Below are 14,208 nucleotides of genomic sequence, written 5' to 3' on the forward strand. Positions count from 1 at the left end.
GCGATTGTCGCACCGCTTGAGCGCATGCGCATGGTGGCGGGTCAGCGCCGGTCCCGGCCGGCGCGCGGGACTTTGGCCACATGCCGGGCGGAGGAAATTGCCGTAACGTGGCGCACCCGTTTTCCGGAGCCTGCCCATGTCGCCTCGCCTGGCCCTCTGCCTTGCGCTTTGCCTCGCACTTCCCGCCCTGCCGGCACAGGCCGCGAGCAAAAAAACCTCCGACGCCCCGACCTGGGACATCACCGCCGCGCACGGTCCGATCAGCCGGGTCGCCTTCACCACGGACGAGGGCACCTGGATGGATCTGGACGTCAGCCCGGACGGCCGCCGGATCGCCTTTTCCCTGCTGGGCGACCTTTACCTGCTGCCGATCGACGGCGGCAACGCGCGGCGCGTCACCACCGGCACCGCCTGGGACGTGCAGCCGCGCTTTTCGCCCGATGGCCGCGAACTGGCCTTCACCTCCGATCGCGACGGCGGCAACAACCTCTGGCGCATCGGCGTGGATGGCAAGAACCCGGTGCAGGTGACGAAGGAGCGCTTCCGCCTGCTCAACAATCCGGCCTGGACGCCGGACGGCCAGTACCTCATCGGCCGCAAGCACTTCACCGGGCAGCGCTCGCTCGGCGCGGGCGAGCTGTGGATGTACCACGTCGCCGGCGGCGACGGCCTGCAGCTCACCAAACAGAAGAACGACCAGCAGGATCAAGGCGAACCGGCGGTGTCGCCGGATGGACGCTACGTGTACTTTTCCGAGGACGTCACGCGCGGGCCTTCCTTCCAGTACAACAAGAACCCGCACGCGACCATCTATGCCATCCGGCGGCTGGATCGCCAGACCGGCGAGATCGACACCCTGCTCGATACCGCCGGCGGCGCGGTGCGCCCGCAGCCTTCGCCGGATGGGAAATCCCTGGCCTTCGTCAAGCGCGTGCGCGAGAAGAGCGTGCTGCACCGGCTCGAGCTGGAGTCGGGCGAGGTGATGCCGCTGTGGGATGGTCTCTCGCACGACCAGCAGGAAGCCTGGGCGATCTTCGGTCCCTATGCCAACTACGGCTGGCTGCCCGATTCCTCCGCGCTGATGATCTGGGCACAGGGCAAGCTCTGGCGCGTGGATGCGGCCAGCGGCGCGCCGACGCGGATTCCCTTCAGCGCGCAAGTGGAGCAGACCGTGGCGCAGCCGCTGCGCTTCGAGCAGACCCTCGATGCCGGGCAGTTCAGCCCGAAGATGATCCGCGATGTGGCGACCTCGCCGGACGGGAAATCCGTGGTGTTCCACGCCCTTGGCCAGCTCTACACCCGCGCGTTGCCGAACGGCGCGCCGCGGCGGCTCACCGCGAACCAGGGCGTATCCGAGTACCAGCCCAGCTTCAGCCCGGACGGCCGCACGCTGCTCTACACCACCTGGAGCGATGCGGATCTGGTGACGATCCGCGCGCGCAACCTGGCGGATGGCAGCGAGCGGCGCATCACCGCGGTGCCGGGCTTCTACTACGGCCCGAAATACTCGCCCGACGGCCGGCGCATCGTGTTCAGCCGCAGCGGCGGCAGCGGTCTGACCGGGGCGATGTGGTCGGGCGAGCGCGGCATCTACGTGGTGCCGGCGCAGGGCGGCACGCCGCGCCGCATCGCCAAATCCGGCGAAAATCCGCAGTTCTCGGCCGATGGTGCGCGCGTCTTTTATTTCACCGGCGGCGGCCTGTCCAAGAAACTGATGAGCGTGGGCCTCGACGGCGAGGAGCCGCGCGAAGTCTTCGACCTCAAGTATCCCGACCTGGTTTCGATCAGTCCTGACGGCCGCTGGGTCGCCTTCACCGAACTGTTCAACGCCTACGTCGCGCCGGTGCCGCAGACCGGCGGCAGCGTTGCGCTGAGCCGCGACACCAAGGCGATCCCGGTGACGCGCGTGAGCCGCGACGTCGGTTCCTACCTGCACTGGTCGGCCGATTCCAGGGCGCTGCACTGGACGGTGGGCGATGAATACTTCAGCCGCGACCTGAGCGATCTTTTCGCCTTCCTGCCCGGCGCGCCGAAGGAGCTTCCCAGGCCCGAGAGCGCCAAGGGCGTGGCGCTGGGCCTGAAGGCGGCGGTGGATACGCCGCGCGACGTGGTGGCCTTCACCAACGCCCGCATCATCACCATGCGCGATGCGGAAAAGACGCAGGAAGTGATCGAAAACGGCACCGTGCTGGTGGAGGGCGACACGCTCCGCGCGGTGGGTGCGAACGTGGCGATTCCGGCCGGCGCGCGCGTGATCGACGCCGCCGGCAAGACCATCGTGCCCGGCTACGCCGACGTGCACGCGCACGTCTCGCACTTCGGCGGCGGCGTGATTCCGCAGGAGAACTGGGCCTACTACACCAATCTCGCCTTCGGCATCACCACCACGCACGATCCCTCGGCCACCACGGAGTTCGTGTTCTCCCAGGCCGAACTGGTCAAGGCCGGCGCGATGGTCGGCCCGCGCATCTTTTCCACCGGCACGATCCTCTACGGCGCCGACGGCGACTTCAAGGCGGTGGTGGATTCCCTCGACGACGCGCGCTCGCACCTGCGCCGCATGAAGGCCCAGGGCGCCTTCAGCGTGAAGAGCTACAACCAGCCGCGCCGCGACCAGCACCAGCAGATCAATCAGGCCGCGCGCGAGCTGGGCATGCTGGTGGTGGAAGAGGGCGGTTCAACCTTCAACCACAACCTGCCGATGATCCTGGACGGCGTGACCGCAATCGAGCACAACCTCCCCGTGGCACCGCTCTACCGCGACGTGATCGAGCTGTGGAAGCACACCGACGTGCGCAACACGCCGACCCTGGTGGTGAGCTACGGCGGGCTTTCCGGCGAGTACTGGTGGTATGCCCGCGACCAGGTGTGGGAGGACGGCAAGCTGGCGCGCTTCTTCCCGCGCGAAACGCTGGATGCGCGCAGCATCCGCCGCGAGACGGCACCCGACTGGGACTACTACCACATCGAAGTGGCCAAGGCCGCCAAGGCGCTGCGCGACGCCGGCGTGAAGATCCAGGTCGGCGGCCACGGCCAGCTCCAGGGCCAGTCGGTGCACTGGGAGATCTGGAGCCTGGTGCAGGGAGGCTTTTCGAACTGGGAGGCGCTGCGCGCCGCCACCATCGACGGCGTCGACCTGATCGGCCTGGGCAAAGAACTGGGCTCGCTGGAAGCGGGCAAGAAGGCCGACTTCGTGGTGCTCAACGCCAACCCGCTGGAGGACATCCGCGCCAGCGCCGACACCCGCTACGTGATGGTCAACGGCCGCCTGTTCGACGTGGACGCCGACATGGCCGAAATCGGCAACCGCGCGGTGCCCGCCCCGACTTTTTACTGGCAGCGCCACCGCGACGGCCGCAGCTTCGGCGCGGAATACGGCCCCACCGTGCCCTGCCACTGCCCCAAGTCGGCGGCGGGGCACGCGCATTGAGTGAAGTGAAGCCTGAAGAAATCTCTGAACAAGCCGATTGGAGCGGGCTTTCCCGCGATGGCTTGTTCAGAGGTTCCTGAGAGACACCGGGCCGCGTGACGCGGCCCGGTTGGCTTCGAATCAGCGACGGTTCGGCCGTCGCCGCCTCACTTCTTTCGGAATGGCGGCTTGCTGCCGCCCTTGCCGGGGCCGTCGAAGCGGCCGGGCGGGCGCGGTCGGTCGCTGCGGTCCGCGCCGGGGGTGTAGCCCGGCGTGCGGCGCGTCGGGCGGCCATCGCCGGCCGACTCGGCATGCGGGCCGCGCGGGGCACGTGGCGGCGCGCCATCACGATCGCGGCTGCGCGGGCGTTCGGAGAATCCTTCACTGAAGCGCCCGCCGCCGCGCTGGATGCGCGGTGCCGGCGGCAGTTCGCCTTCGTGGCGCTGGATGCGCAGGCGCTGTCCGGCCACCCACACGTTCTGCAGGTGGGCGAGGGTCTCCGACGGCATGCCGGGCGGCAGGTCGACGAAGCTGTGATCCTCGCGGATGTCGATGCGACCGATGTGGCGCGATTCCAGGCCCGCTTCGTTGGCGATGGCACCGACGATGTTGCCCGGCTTGACGTGATGCACGTGGCCCACGGCGATGCGGTAGGTTTCGAAGTCCGTCTCGTGCCGCACGCGCGGCGGCTGCGGCAGCTCGGGGCGGTCGTCGCGCTCGTGCCGGTCACGACGATCGGGGCGCTCATGGCGCTCGCGGGGGTGGCGCGGGTTGTCGCGATCGTGCTCCGGGCGCGGCTTGCGCGCGGCGGGTTCGGGGTCGGGCGGCATCAAGAGCGGCACGTCGCCCTGGGTGAGCTTGGCGAGCGCGGCGGCCACGTCGAGCAGGGAGGCTTCATGCTCGCGCTCGTATTCGGCGATCAGGGTGCGGAACAGGTCGAGCTCGGCGGCATCGCCCTCCAGCACCTCGTCGATGCGCTGCTTGAAGCGCACCATGCGCTGATCGTTGACCTGGTGCGAGGTCGGCATCGCCATCGGTTCGATCGGCTGGCGGGTCGCGCGCTCGATCGCACGCAGCATGCCGCGCTCGCGCGGGGTGACGAACAGGATCGCTTCGCCGCTGCGCCCGGCGCGGCCGGTGCGGCCGATGCGGTGGACGTAGCTTTCCACATCGTAGGGGATGTCGTAGTTCACCACGTGGCTGATGCGATCCACGTCCAGCCCGCGTGCGGCCACGTCGGTGGCCACGAGGATGTCGAGCTGGCCATCCTTGAGTTTTTGCACCGCGCGCTCGCGCAGCGGCTGGGGAATGTCGCCGTTGATCGCGGCGGCGGCCAGCCCGCGCGCCTGGAGCCTGTCTGCCAGCTCCTCGGTACCCTGCTTGGTGCGGGAAAACACGATCATGCCGTCGTAGTCTTCCACTTCCAGCAGGCGCGTGATCGCATCGAGCTTCTGCATCCCGCCCACCAGCCAGTAGCGCTGGCGGATGTTGGTGGCGGTGCGGGTCTTGGCCTCGATCGCCACGTCCACCGGGTCGCGCAGGTAGGTTTGCGCGATGCGACGGATCTGCGGCGGCATGGTGGCCGAGAACAGCGCGGTCTGGCGCTCGGGCGGGGTCTTCTGCAGGATGGACTCGACGTCGTCGATGAAGCCCATGCGCAGCATCTCGTCGGCCTCGTCGAGCACCAGCGCGCGCAGGTGGGAAAGATTCACCGTTCCGCGCTCGAGGTGGTCGATCAGGCGTCCAGGCGTGGCGACCAGCACGTGCGCGCCGCGCTTGAGGCCGTGCAGCTGCGCGCCGTAGCCCTGACCGCCGTAGATCGGCAGCACCTGGAAGCCCTTGAGGTGCGCGGCATAGGTCTGGAAGGCCTCGGCCACCTGGATCGCCAGCTCGCGCGTGGGCGTGAGCACCAGCGCCTGCGGAAAGGGCAGGGTGGTGTCGATGCGGTTGAGGATGGGCAGCGCGAACGCGGCGGTCTTGCCGGTGCCGGTCTGGGCCTGGCCCACGACGTCGCGGCCTTCCAGGAGCGGCGGAATCGTGGCCGCCTGGATGGGCGAAGGCGACTCGTAGCCGACGTCGGAGAGGGCCTGCAGCAGCGGGGCAGACAGCGAGAGCGCGGCAAAGCCTGCCGCTGAGAGGGAAAGGTCGGTCATCGGGTCCATTATCGGCGCGGCAGGCCCTTGGCCGCTCGCGTTCATGTTGTGGGCATCGGGTGGGCGGCCTGTCGGGCCGGGGATTCGGGAAGTGCGGTGCGGGTGCGGCCGGTGTCGGGCCTATTTCTTGCGCTTGGGCCGCACGTAGAGCACCAGGGAATGATCCTGGATGACGTACCCGTGCGCCGCGGCGATCTCGTGCTGGATCCGCTCGATGTCCGGATTGCTGAACTCGATCACCTTGCCCGATTCGACGTCCACCATGTGGTCATGGTGCTCGCCGCGGTCGAGCTCGAAAACGGCTTGGCCGCCCTCGAAGTTGTGCTTGAGCACGAGGCCGGCGGCTTCGAACTGGGTCAGCACGCGGTAGACCGTGGCCAGGCCGATGTCCTCGTCGCGCTCCTTCAGCTCGCGATAGATGTCCTCGGCCGTCATGTGGCGCGGACTGGCATTCGCCAGGATTTCCAGGATCTGCACGCGCGGGTGTGTGACCTTCAGCCCAACCTTGCGAAGTTCCTGCGGTTCCATGGATTCCTCCGTCGTTCCGGACTGCGGTCACGCCTGGTGGCGACAGCGTGGCACGGCTGACGCATCCCGGACAGGCGCGCCGGGCACCATTCATGCCGTGGAAAGTCGCTAGTGTATCATCGGCGCGTCCTTCATCCTGCGTACCCATTCGATGCTCAAGCTCCTCGTTGCCGCCGCGCTGACCCTCGCCCTTTCCGGCTGCGGGTTGCTCTACAAGGTCGACGTTTACCAAGGCAACCTGCTCGATCCCGACGCCGTGGCCCAGGTGCAGCCGGGGCTGACCAAGCGCCAGGTGCACAGCCTGCTGGGTTCGCCCTCGGTCGAAGACCCGTTCCACCACTCGCGCTGGGACTACGTTTCCACGATCAGCCGCCGCGGTGCCCCGACGACGGTCAAGAATCTCACGTTGACCTTCGACGGCGACGTGCTGGCCAGCGTGGAGGGCGACTACCTCGAGCACGACAACCTTGCGCTCTACCGCCACATTTCCAAGTACGGCAACCTGCCCAAGGACAAGAAGAAGAACCGCTGAGGCGCACTGCGGGCCGCATTCACCGGTCTGCGGTCGAGGAGAGGATCAGCTCCCGCCCTTCGCCGCTTCCGCCCGCTCGCGTCGCGCGCGCTTGGGATCGATGAGCAGCGGGCGATAAAGTTCGATGCGATCGCCGTCGCGCAGCGGCTGGTCAAGCGTGCAGCGCCGCGAAAAGATGCCCAGAGGCAGCGACGCGGCTTGCGGGAATCGGGCCTGTACCGCCGGCGCGGCCAGCGCCATGGCCACGGTGGCGTCGTGCGGAAGCCGCAGCGCGGCGCTCCACGACTGGTCCGGCCAGGCCGCCGCCACTTCGACCCGGATCGGTTCGGCTGGCGTACTCATGCGCGGCACCGGAAGCGGCACCGGCATTCACCCGCGTGGCGTGCGATGGGCGACAATCGGCGCACAGAAAGGAATTTCCAGATGGCCAGCAAGAAGGCAAAGGATAGCGGAAAGGGCACCGGCACGATTGCCCAGAACAAGCGTGCGCGGCACGAGTACACGATCGAAGAGCACGTCGAGGCAGGCATCGCGCTGCAGGGCTGGGAAGTCAAGGCGCTGCGCGCCGGACGCATCTCGCTCACCGAGTCCTACGCCATCGTCCGGGGCGGCGAGATTTTCCTGTTCGGTGCCCAGATCACCCCGCTCATTTCCACCTCCACCCACGTCGTGGCGGACGACCGGCGCACCCGCAAGCTGCTCCTGCATCGGGCCGAAATCGACCGGCTGATCGGCAAGGTGGAGCGCGATGGCTACACCCTGATCCCGCTGTCGATGTACTGGAAATCCGGCAAGGTGAAGCTGGACCTCGCCCTGGCCAAGGGCAAGCAGGCCCACGACAAGCGCCAGGCCGCCAAGGACCGCGACTGGGCCCGCGACAAGCAGCGCGTCATGCGCCAGCACAACCGCGCCGCCTGATGAACGCCGCCCGCCACCCGAGTCACCTGCGCCTTGTGAAGCACGGGGCGCGCCCATAGACTGGTCAGCACCCCGGGGGTGTACTGGCTTCGACGGGGGTTGTGAGATTGTTTGGTGCATGCCGAGGGGGTGACTTTCCTCGTAAATCCAGTCGCAAACTTTTAGTTGCCAACGACGACAACTACGCTCTCGCCGCTTAAGGCGTAGCCCCGAACCCACTTGTGCCTGTGCTCGTGGATGTAGGGTCATCATCACGGGATCGCTTCGGACTGCCGCCTGTCGGTCCGCAGTCAAATCAAGCAGGCTGGTTTTCCGGCGCGCTTCGCACACCGTGCTGCCGGCGAACGAGATCCAACGGTGAGCTAAGCATGTAGTACCGGGCGTCAAGCGCCTTCGGACGCGGGTTCGACTCCCGCCACCTCCACCAATAATGAAACCCCAACCGTTCTCGGTTGGGGTTTTTTCTTGCCCGATCGCGCCGGTTCCCGCGTGTTCTTGGGGGTTCCTGCGGAAGCCTGCGGACTTCACCAGCCGCCCGAATTGGCTGTTCCCGGCCACATTCCACTCTCTCCTGGCCATTCCTCGCTCCGGCCTCGCTCCCTGGAACTGGCCCGAAGTCCGCAAAGGCCGCAATTCAGACCTATACAGATCAAAGAGTTACGCGCGGACGAATCAAGCAGTTGGATTGCGGCATTGGTGGGCAAAAGAAACAAAGATCGTTGTATTTCGTCGGTACTTATTGACTGCTACCGACAAAATACAACATCATGGCGACATGGAAAGCTTCCACCAGACTATTCTGGATCTCGCCGCCCAACGTGGCCTAATCCGCCCGCGCGATCTCAATGAACGTGGGCTGCCGACTGTCGCCCTGACGCGGCTAGTGCGCCAAGGGCTACTGCAGCGGGTGGGACGTGGTCTCTATGCGATTCCGAACCGTCCCGTCTCGGAACACGGTGCGCTCGCCGAGTTAGCCCGAACGCATCCGCAAGCCATCATCTGCCTGCTGTCAGCTCTGCGGCTACATGAACTCACCACGCAGTCGCCTTTCGAGGTCTGGCTGGCGATTCCAAATAAGGCGCGTGCACCGAAGATCGACTACCCACCGCTACGCATAGTCCGTTTCTCTGGCGCCGCACTGACGGAGGGGATCGAGGAGCGTGTCCTAGATGGCGTGCTGGTTCGCGTGACCAACGTCGATCGGACGGTGGCCGATTGCTTCAAGTTCCGCAACAAGATCGGCCTTGATGTCGCACTGGAGGCGCTACAAGAAGGCTGGCGCGCCAAGCGCTTAAGTATGGACGAACTCTGGCGCTATGCCACCGTGTGCCGCGTGGCCAATGTGATGCGCCCATATATGGAAAGCCTGTCATGAATCAATTCAATGTGGCGATCAGACCATCGACCACTTGCTGGATGCGAGTGGCCCGCAGTCACGAAGCTTCGCGCACCCGCTGTTGCGACGGAGGGAACCAGTGACCATCCTCGTTTATGGTGAGAAGGCAAGCCGCACTCATGAAAACCAGATGCTCCACGTTTTTCTGGATCGACTTGAAGAGCGTTGGGCAAACAGCACCGACTGGATTATTGCGGTTGCAAACGCGATGTGGAACGGCGCGGAAATCGACTTGGTCTGTATCCTGCCGTCAGCAATCATCGTGGCCGATTTCAAGAGCTATGGCGGCAAGCTGACTGGCACCGAGAACGGGCCGTGGCAAGCTGATGGCGTGATAGTCAAAGGCGGACGGAAGGCCAACCCTTACCAGCAACTGCGCGACAACAAGTTCTCCGTTCTTGACTGGCTGCAATCAAAGACGTTGTTGTCCGGACGCAATCTCGGCCACATCTCTGCTGGCGTAATATTTTCAGATCGCATCGAAGATCATTTGGAGCTTCCATCCAAGGTTCGCTCCTGGTTCTACCCAACGGATTTGAACAGCTGCGCAGCCATGCTCGATGGTCTCGCCTCGCCCGAATTAAGGATTGGAAAAGACGAAGCGCTGGAAATTGTCCGCAGGCTCGGGGTTCAGCCGATTGAATGGGTTTCCAGTCGCCCCCAGGTCCGCGATATTCACTCGCAACCCGACCTTCCGCAGGCCCGCACACCGCTGACCGGACATCAACGAGAGGCTTTGCAGACGCTGTGCAACTTTATCGCTGCAGACGATTTCGCAAGTTTTTCAGTGCTGGGCATGACTTCGACTGGCAAGAGCCGCTTGCTGGCCGAGGTGGCCGACGAAGTCAAGAAGGCCGGTAAACAGGCCATCGTCCTGGAGCCTAACCGGCGCCTTGCCGATGGATCTGAGATGGAGTCAAACAGCATCTACGCTCATCTCTACACGGGCAGCGTGAACGGCGATGATGAGCTTGATAATGTGGAAGAGCAGAAGAAGGTCAAGGTCATTCCATTGCGCGCATGCGATGACGCAACGGACAGTGTCTACCTGCTGGACGACTCGCATCTGCTGGGTAATTCGCGCTTCTCGACTCCTGACGGCAAGCAATATGGCAGTGGCCAACTGCTATCGGATTTCTTCGATTTCGCCGAAATCGGAAACACGAAGCGCAAGGTTGTTTTCTTTGGCGATCCCTACCAGATCCAGCGTGGCAGCTCCGAGGAGTCGGTGCTTTCTGGTGATTTCCAGAAAGCACGCGGACTTAAGCACCAATCTCTCGAGCTGACTCAGATCATCGATACTACTGGCGGCTCGGCCAAACTGGCCAATGCGGTCAGGCTGGTATCTGCCATAGGAACGCAGAAGTTCGCTGCACTGGAACTGTCGACAGACGACGGTTTCAGGATTGTCGAAAAGAAGGATGCAGCGAGCGAGATATTGGATCACTTTCGTGCAGACCCATGTTCTGTCTGGTACTTGGCCGAGACACATGGTCAAGCAAATGCACTGACGCAATGGGTTCGGGAGCGCTTACACGGAAAGAGCTCTTTGGACTCAGTGGAGGTCGGAGACCTCTTGGAGATATACGTCAGCCCTGATGTGCGCGACGCATTCGGCTCACGCGTGTCGATGCAATCCGGTGCGCGCATCTCCGTCGCGAGTGTCGGCAAGCGTGCTCTGTATCAGCAAGGCTTAAGTTGGGTAAAGAGCGGCCCTATCAAATTTCATTCCATCAGGTGTGGGATTCATAGCCGAGATGAGGTTGAGCTCGAGGTGTTCGAGGAATTCCTCAAGGCGGAAAAACCAGAGCTGGACAAGGAGACCGCTGTCGCTGAAAGCGTTTGGAGAAATGCCATAAAGCGTGACCGAGAGAAGGCATTCGACGGGAAACAGGCCACGCTCCAAGGAATAGAAGGCCGGTCGGCGCCACCGCCCGCACCAGATTTCACCTACGCACGTTATGGCTATGCATCGACCGTTCACCATGCTCAAGGCATGTCACAGCCAGTTTGTTACGTGAATTGCGACCATGCGGCCGGCCGGCACTCGGAAGGATTCTTCCGCTGGCTGTACTCGGCGCTCACTGTCGCTGAACGTGAGTTAGTTCTTTTGAACTTCAACGATATCCACCCATTTGACGCTGCTGTATGGAATGCGGGTGCAGTCAAAGAGGCCTCGGACATCGCAGTAGGCGCTGGCTGGGCATTCCAGCCCAATGGAATCGCGTCCGAAAAAGACCAGCAGCGCAGCCTGCCTGAGGGGCTAGACCAATCAAAAGATGTTCTCAAGTCGGTAGCAATTTGGCTCCGTGTCGTCAACGCAGTAGAGCGGTTGGGCTGGCGGGTCGTAAAGGCGGCCTGCCACCCTTACCAAGAGCAGTACGATCTATCTGGACCGCAAGAAGAGCAATGCCAGCTGCGGATCGCCTACAACGGAAAGAACGTCGTCACCGCCATGCATGTGAAAGATCCGGCGCAGTGGCCTTTACTTACCGACTTGGCCAGCGCATGCATCGAAACGACTGGATATTCGCCTGAGGCTGAAACCTTGCTTCGCTCTGCTCGCGCACGTTTGGAGCGGATTGGTTGGAAGATCGTATCCGCTGCCGAGACGCCTTACCGCCTAGCAACTACCGTTGCTCGCAACCAGGATGAACGCGTCGGTCTTGAGATTAACTTCGACAAGCAGGGGCTGGTTTCGAGCTTGCGCCCGCTGACATACAGCAACCCCGAGGCTGTTGAAACAATAAGGTCGGCTTTGCAATGACGTGGGCGGACGTACAAGCGCTCCGGAAATCGGGGCGTTTCCAGGAGGCTATCGACATCGGTCTTCAAGATCTGGCCAATGACCCTGACGACTTCAAACTGAGGACGCAGATTGATTGGGCTTTCTATGGCCTCGTCAAGACACTGGTCTCAACGGTGGGCGCAAAGCTGAAAGCTTCGCAGCCTGTCCCAATGCAGACCATTAGCCAGATCCATGCGGAACTTCGCCGATTCGCAAAACAGCCGAAACGTCGCCCAGACAATGCGCTCTCGAACATCATTCGAGAGGTGTGCAAAATTGCACCGCATTTTCAAACCTTTCCAGGGTTCATTCGGTGGGTTGGTAACGATGGTTTAGGCACGGAAGATTGGCAATACAGCCAGCGCGATGAGAATCGCTACCCACCGATCGCACTTGGCGTCGCACGTGCATTGGCAAAATGGGTTAAGGCCTTCCACGATGCCACGCCAGAAGACATCGATCTTGCGCTTGAGTGGATAGACCGAATTCGGCCTGTGGCTGAGGGTGATGATGCTCTTTGGCTGGATTGGGACAAGGTTTTCTTGCTGAGACGCATTCATCGACACGCGGAGGCCATCAGCATTCTTGGCTCTGTGATCAAGGCCAAGAGAAATGAGTTCTGGGTATGGGCAGAGGCGGCGCGCCTATACGCTGAGGATCAACCCGATCTCGCGCTCGCGTGCGCCTGCCGCGCACTGGAATGTGGCTCTGATCCAAAATTCACCGTCAATGTCCATCGTGAACTGGCGCAGATGTTGGCAGAGCGAGGAGACTTCTCCCAAGCAAGTAGTGAGCTCGTCACGGCCATTAACATTCGGCAGGAACAGGGCTGGGGAATCGACAAAGATCTGCAGGAGTTGATCAGCAGCAGTTGGTATGACCCATCAGCGCCAGAAGCAGAGAATCAGAAAGATTTCTACGCTCGGCACTCCCAGGAAGCGTTGGTGCTGTGCTTCGATTCGGTGGAAGTGAGGTCTGCGACCTATCTTGGCGTGATCGTGCCACACCAGCAAAAGGAAGCACCACCTGGTCGAAAGATAAGGCCCCTTCCGAGGTTTTCTGTGAGAGCGAACGGCGGCGCCTCCGTCAGTATCGTTGGACGGGGTGCGCGTGTCTCTTCCTTTAAGATTGGCGACCCTGTAACTCTCGTTGTTGGCAAGCAGTTTGAAAGCAATCGCGAGGATATAGTCCAGATTGCAGCGCGTCCGGAAGGATCAAAGTGGGACTGCACAGATGTCGGATCTGGCGTCGTCTCGCGCGTGGCATCAGAAGAACAGCGTACGAAGATTTTCATTAATCGCGACATCGAAGTTTGGGTCGACGACAGTGCCTGGGTCGGATCTCAACCTCCATCGTTAGGCCAGGGCGTTTCTTTTCGAACCACACAAAACCAAAAGACGGGTCGAACAGATATCTTCGCCGTTGCCCCAGGCCCGCGTCCAGATGTCGATGTGCGGGTGGCGAATGGTCACCTGAGGCGGAACGCCAAAGGGTTCGCGTTTGTCGACGATGGCTTTGTTCCTCCGCATCTAGTTGAAAGCATCCCAGCGGATGTTAATGACGTAGCTGCAGTACTGGTTTATGCCAAGCATCCTAAGGAAGAGCGATATGGATGGCGCGCCGTGGCACTTAGCCCTGGATGACTGCTTTCCGAAGATCCCCCAGTACTGCAAGCAAACACCGGACATCTCCCTCCCGCAACGGTCGTCAGTGACAGATTGAGGCCTATCGAGCTGAAAGCCTGGCCCGCTGCTCATCCCACAGCGCTGGCGGATCAACCGCCAGATCAAACAGCGTGACGTGGTTCGGCAATGCGTCGTCCAGGATGGCCGCCACGATGTCGGGTGCCAGCGTGGTCAAGTTGACCATCCGGCTGACGTAGCTGTTGTCGATTCCTTCCCGCGTGGCGATCTCCTTCAAGGACTTCGCCTCTCCCGATTCCAGCATCGCCAGCCACCGATGGCCCCTGGCCAGCGCCAGCTGGATAGATGTTGGTGCAACATCCCACGGTCTGACCGGTGCGGTTTCCCCGTTTGGCAGAGTGACCAACTTGCGGCCACTACGGCGCTTGATCTGGATCGGGACCGACAGGGTCAGCCTGCCGTCGCTGGTCTGCAGGATGTCGGGCTCGCCGATCTTCTGGATGCGGATGTCGCTCATGCCAGTGCTTCCACTTGTTGCTCGACCGGCTCGGGGCGCAGTTCCAGCACCAGGCGTTCGATGCCGTTGGCGCGCAGCCGCACTTTGAGGACGTTGGGTGACACGATGACCTTCTCGACCAGCAACTTCACGATCCGGGTCTGTTCGGCCGGGAACAGCTGATCCCAAATCGCGTCAAGCCGGCTCATCGCCACGGTGATCTTCGCCTCGTCCAAGGTTGGATCGAGCTTGATCGCCTGCGGCAGCATGAACCGCCCCGACTTTCCCGGAGGCTCTTTCCCTTGAGAGGATAGAGCCATGAGGAAGTCCCCGAAGTTTTCCCCC

General features: G+C 62.9%; 10 protein-coding genes, 1 other RNA gene and 1 pseudogene. 7 read left to right on the top strand and 5 right to left on the bottom strand.

From position 1 onward, the window contains the following. The first annotated feature begins 136 nt into the window (after positions 1 to 136). Positions 137 to 3,430, top strand: a complete 3,294-nt coding sequence (locus tag WB794_RS05345) for an amidohydrolase family protein (protein WP_337334808.1) — start codon at positions 137 to 139, stop codon at positions 3,428 to 3,430. Between the two features lie 146 nt (positions 3,431 to 3,576). Here WB794_RS05345 and WB794_RS05350 read toward each other — a convergent pair whose 3' ends face one another. Both WB794_RS05350 and fur read right to left on the bottom strand, forming a co-directional pair. Further along, a complete protein-coding gene (locus WB794_RS05350) occupies positions 3,577 to 5,562 on the bottom strand; it encodes a DEAD/DEAH box helicase (protein ID WP_337334809.1) in 1,986 nt (661 codons plus the stop codon). Between the two features lie 120 nt (positions 5,563 to 5,682). Beyond that, complete coding sequence (gene fur, locus WB794_RS05355) at positions 5,683 to 6,090, bottom strand: ferric iron uptake transcriptional regulator (protein WP_337334810.1); 408 nt, start codon at positions 6,088 to 6,090, stop codon at positions 5,683 to 5,685. A 151-nt stretch (positions 6,091 to 6,241) separates the two neighbouring features. Between fur and WB794_RS05360 the strand changes: the two genes are divergently transcribed. Next, positions 6,242 to 6,622 (top strand): outer membrane protein assembly factor BamE, encoded by a 381-nt coding sequence (locus WB794_RS05360; protein ID WP_337334811.1) that lies wholly within the window; start codon positions 6,242 to 6,244, stop codon positions 6,620 to 6,622. Between the two features lie 45 nt (positions 6,623 to 6,667). Here the strand turns inward: WB794_RS05360 and WB794_RS05365 are convergent, their stop codons facing one another. After that, positions 6,668 to 6,964 (bottom strand): RnfH family protein, encoded by a 297-nt coding sequence (locus WB794_RS05365; RefSeq protein ID WP_337334812.1) that lies wholly within the window; start codon positions 6,962 to 6,964, stop codon positions 6,668 to 6,670. Positions 6,965 to 7,045: 81 nt separating this feature from the next. On the opposite strand from WB794_RS05365, the gene smpB reads away from it, so the two are divergent. The 5 genes from smpB (at position 7,046) to WB794_RS05390 (ending at position 13,367) form a co-directional block, all read left to right on the top strand. Further along, a complete protein-coding gene (gene smpB, locus WB794_RS05370) occupies positions 7,046 to 7,540 on the top strand; it encodes an SsrA-binding protein SmpB (protein WP_337334813.1) in 495 nt (164 codons plus the stop codon). Between the two features lie 74 nt (positions 7,541 to 7,614). Beyond that, positions 7,615 to 7,967, top strand: a transfer-messenger RNA (tmRNA) gene (gene ssrA / locus WB794_RS05375). A gap of 348 nt (positions 7,968 to 8,315) precedes the next feature. Then, on the top strand, positions 8,316 to 8,915 hold the full coding sequence (locus WB794_RS05380) for a type IV toxin-antitoxin system AbiEi family antitoxin domain-containing protein (RefSeq protein WP_337334814.1): 600 nt from the start codon (positions 8,316 to 8,318) through the stop codon (positions 8,913 to 8,915). Between the two features lie 100 nt (positions 8,916 to 9,015). Beyond that, a complete protein-coding gene (locus tag WB794_RS05385; RefSeq protein WP_337334815.1) occupies positions 9,016 to 11,703 on the top strand; it encodes an NERD domain-containing protein in 2,688 nt (895 codons plus the stop codon). After that, a complete protein-coding gene (locus tag WB794_RS05390; RefSeq protein WP_337334816.1) occupies positions 11,700 to 13,367 on the top strand; it encodes a DUF7017 domain-containing protein in 1,668 nt (555 codons plus the stop codon). Before WB794_RS05385 ends, WB794_RS05390 begins: the two co-directional genes overlap by 4 nt. Before the next feature lie 82 nt (positions 13,368 to 13,449). Here WB794_RS05390 and WB794_RS05395 read toward each other — a convergent pair whose 3' ends face one another. Together WB794_RS05395 and WB794_RS05400 are read right to left on the bottom strand one after the other, a co-directional pair. Beyond that, complete coding sequence (locus tag WB794_RS05395) at positions 13,450 to 13,884, bottom strand: LacI family transcriptional regulator (protein ID WP_337334817.1); 435 nt, start codon at positions 13,882 to 13,884, stop codon at positions 13,450 to 13,452. After that, a pseudogene (locus WB794_RS05400) lies at positions 13,881 to 14,208 on the bottom strand (hypothetical protein); the annotation flags it as partial. The pseudogene WB794_RS05400 and the gene WB794_RS05395, both read right to left, overlap by 4 nt.

This window comes from Denitratimonas tolerans, from assembly GCF_037203605.1.
In the GTDB taxonomy this organism is placed as follows: Bacteria; Pseudomonadota; Gammaproteobacteria; order Xanthomonadales; family Xanthomonadaceae; genus Denitratimonas; species Denitratimonas tolerans.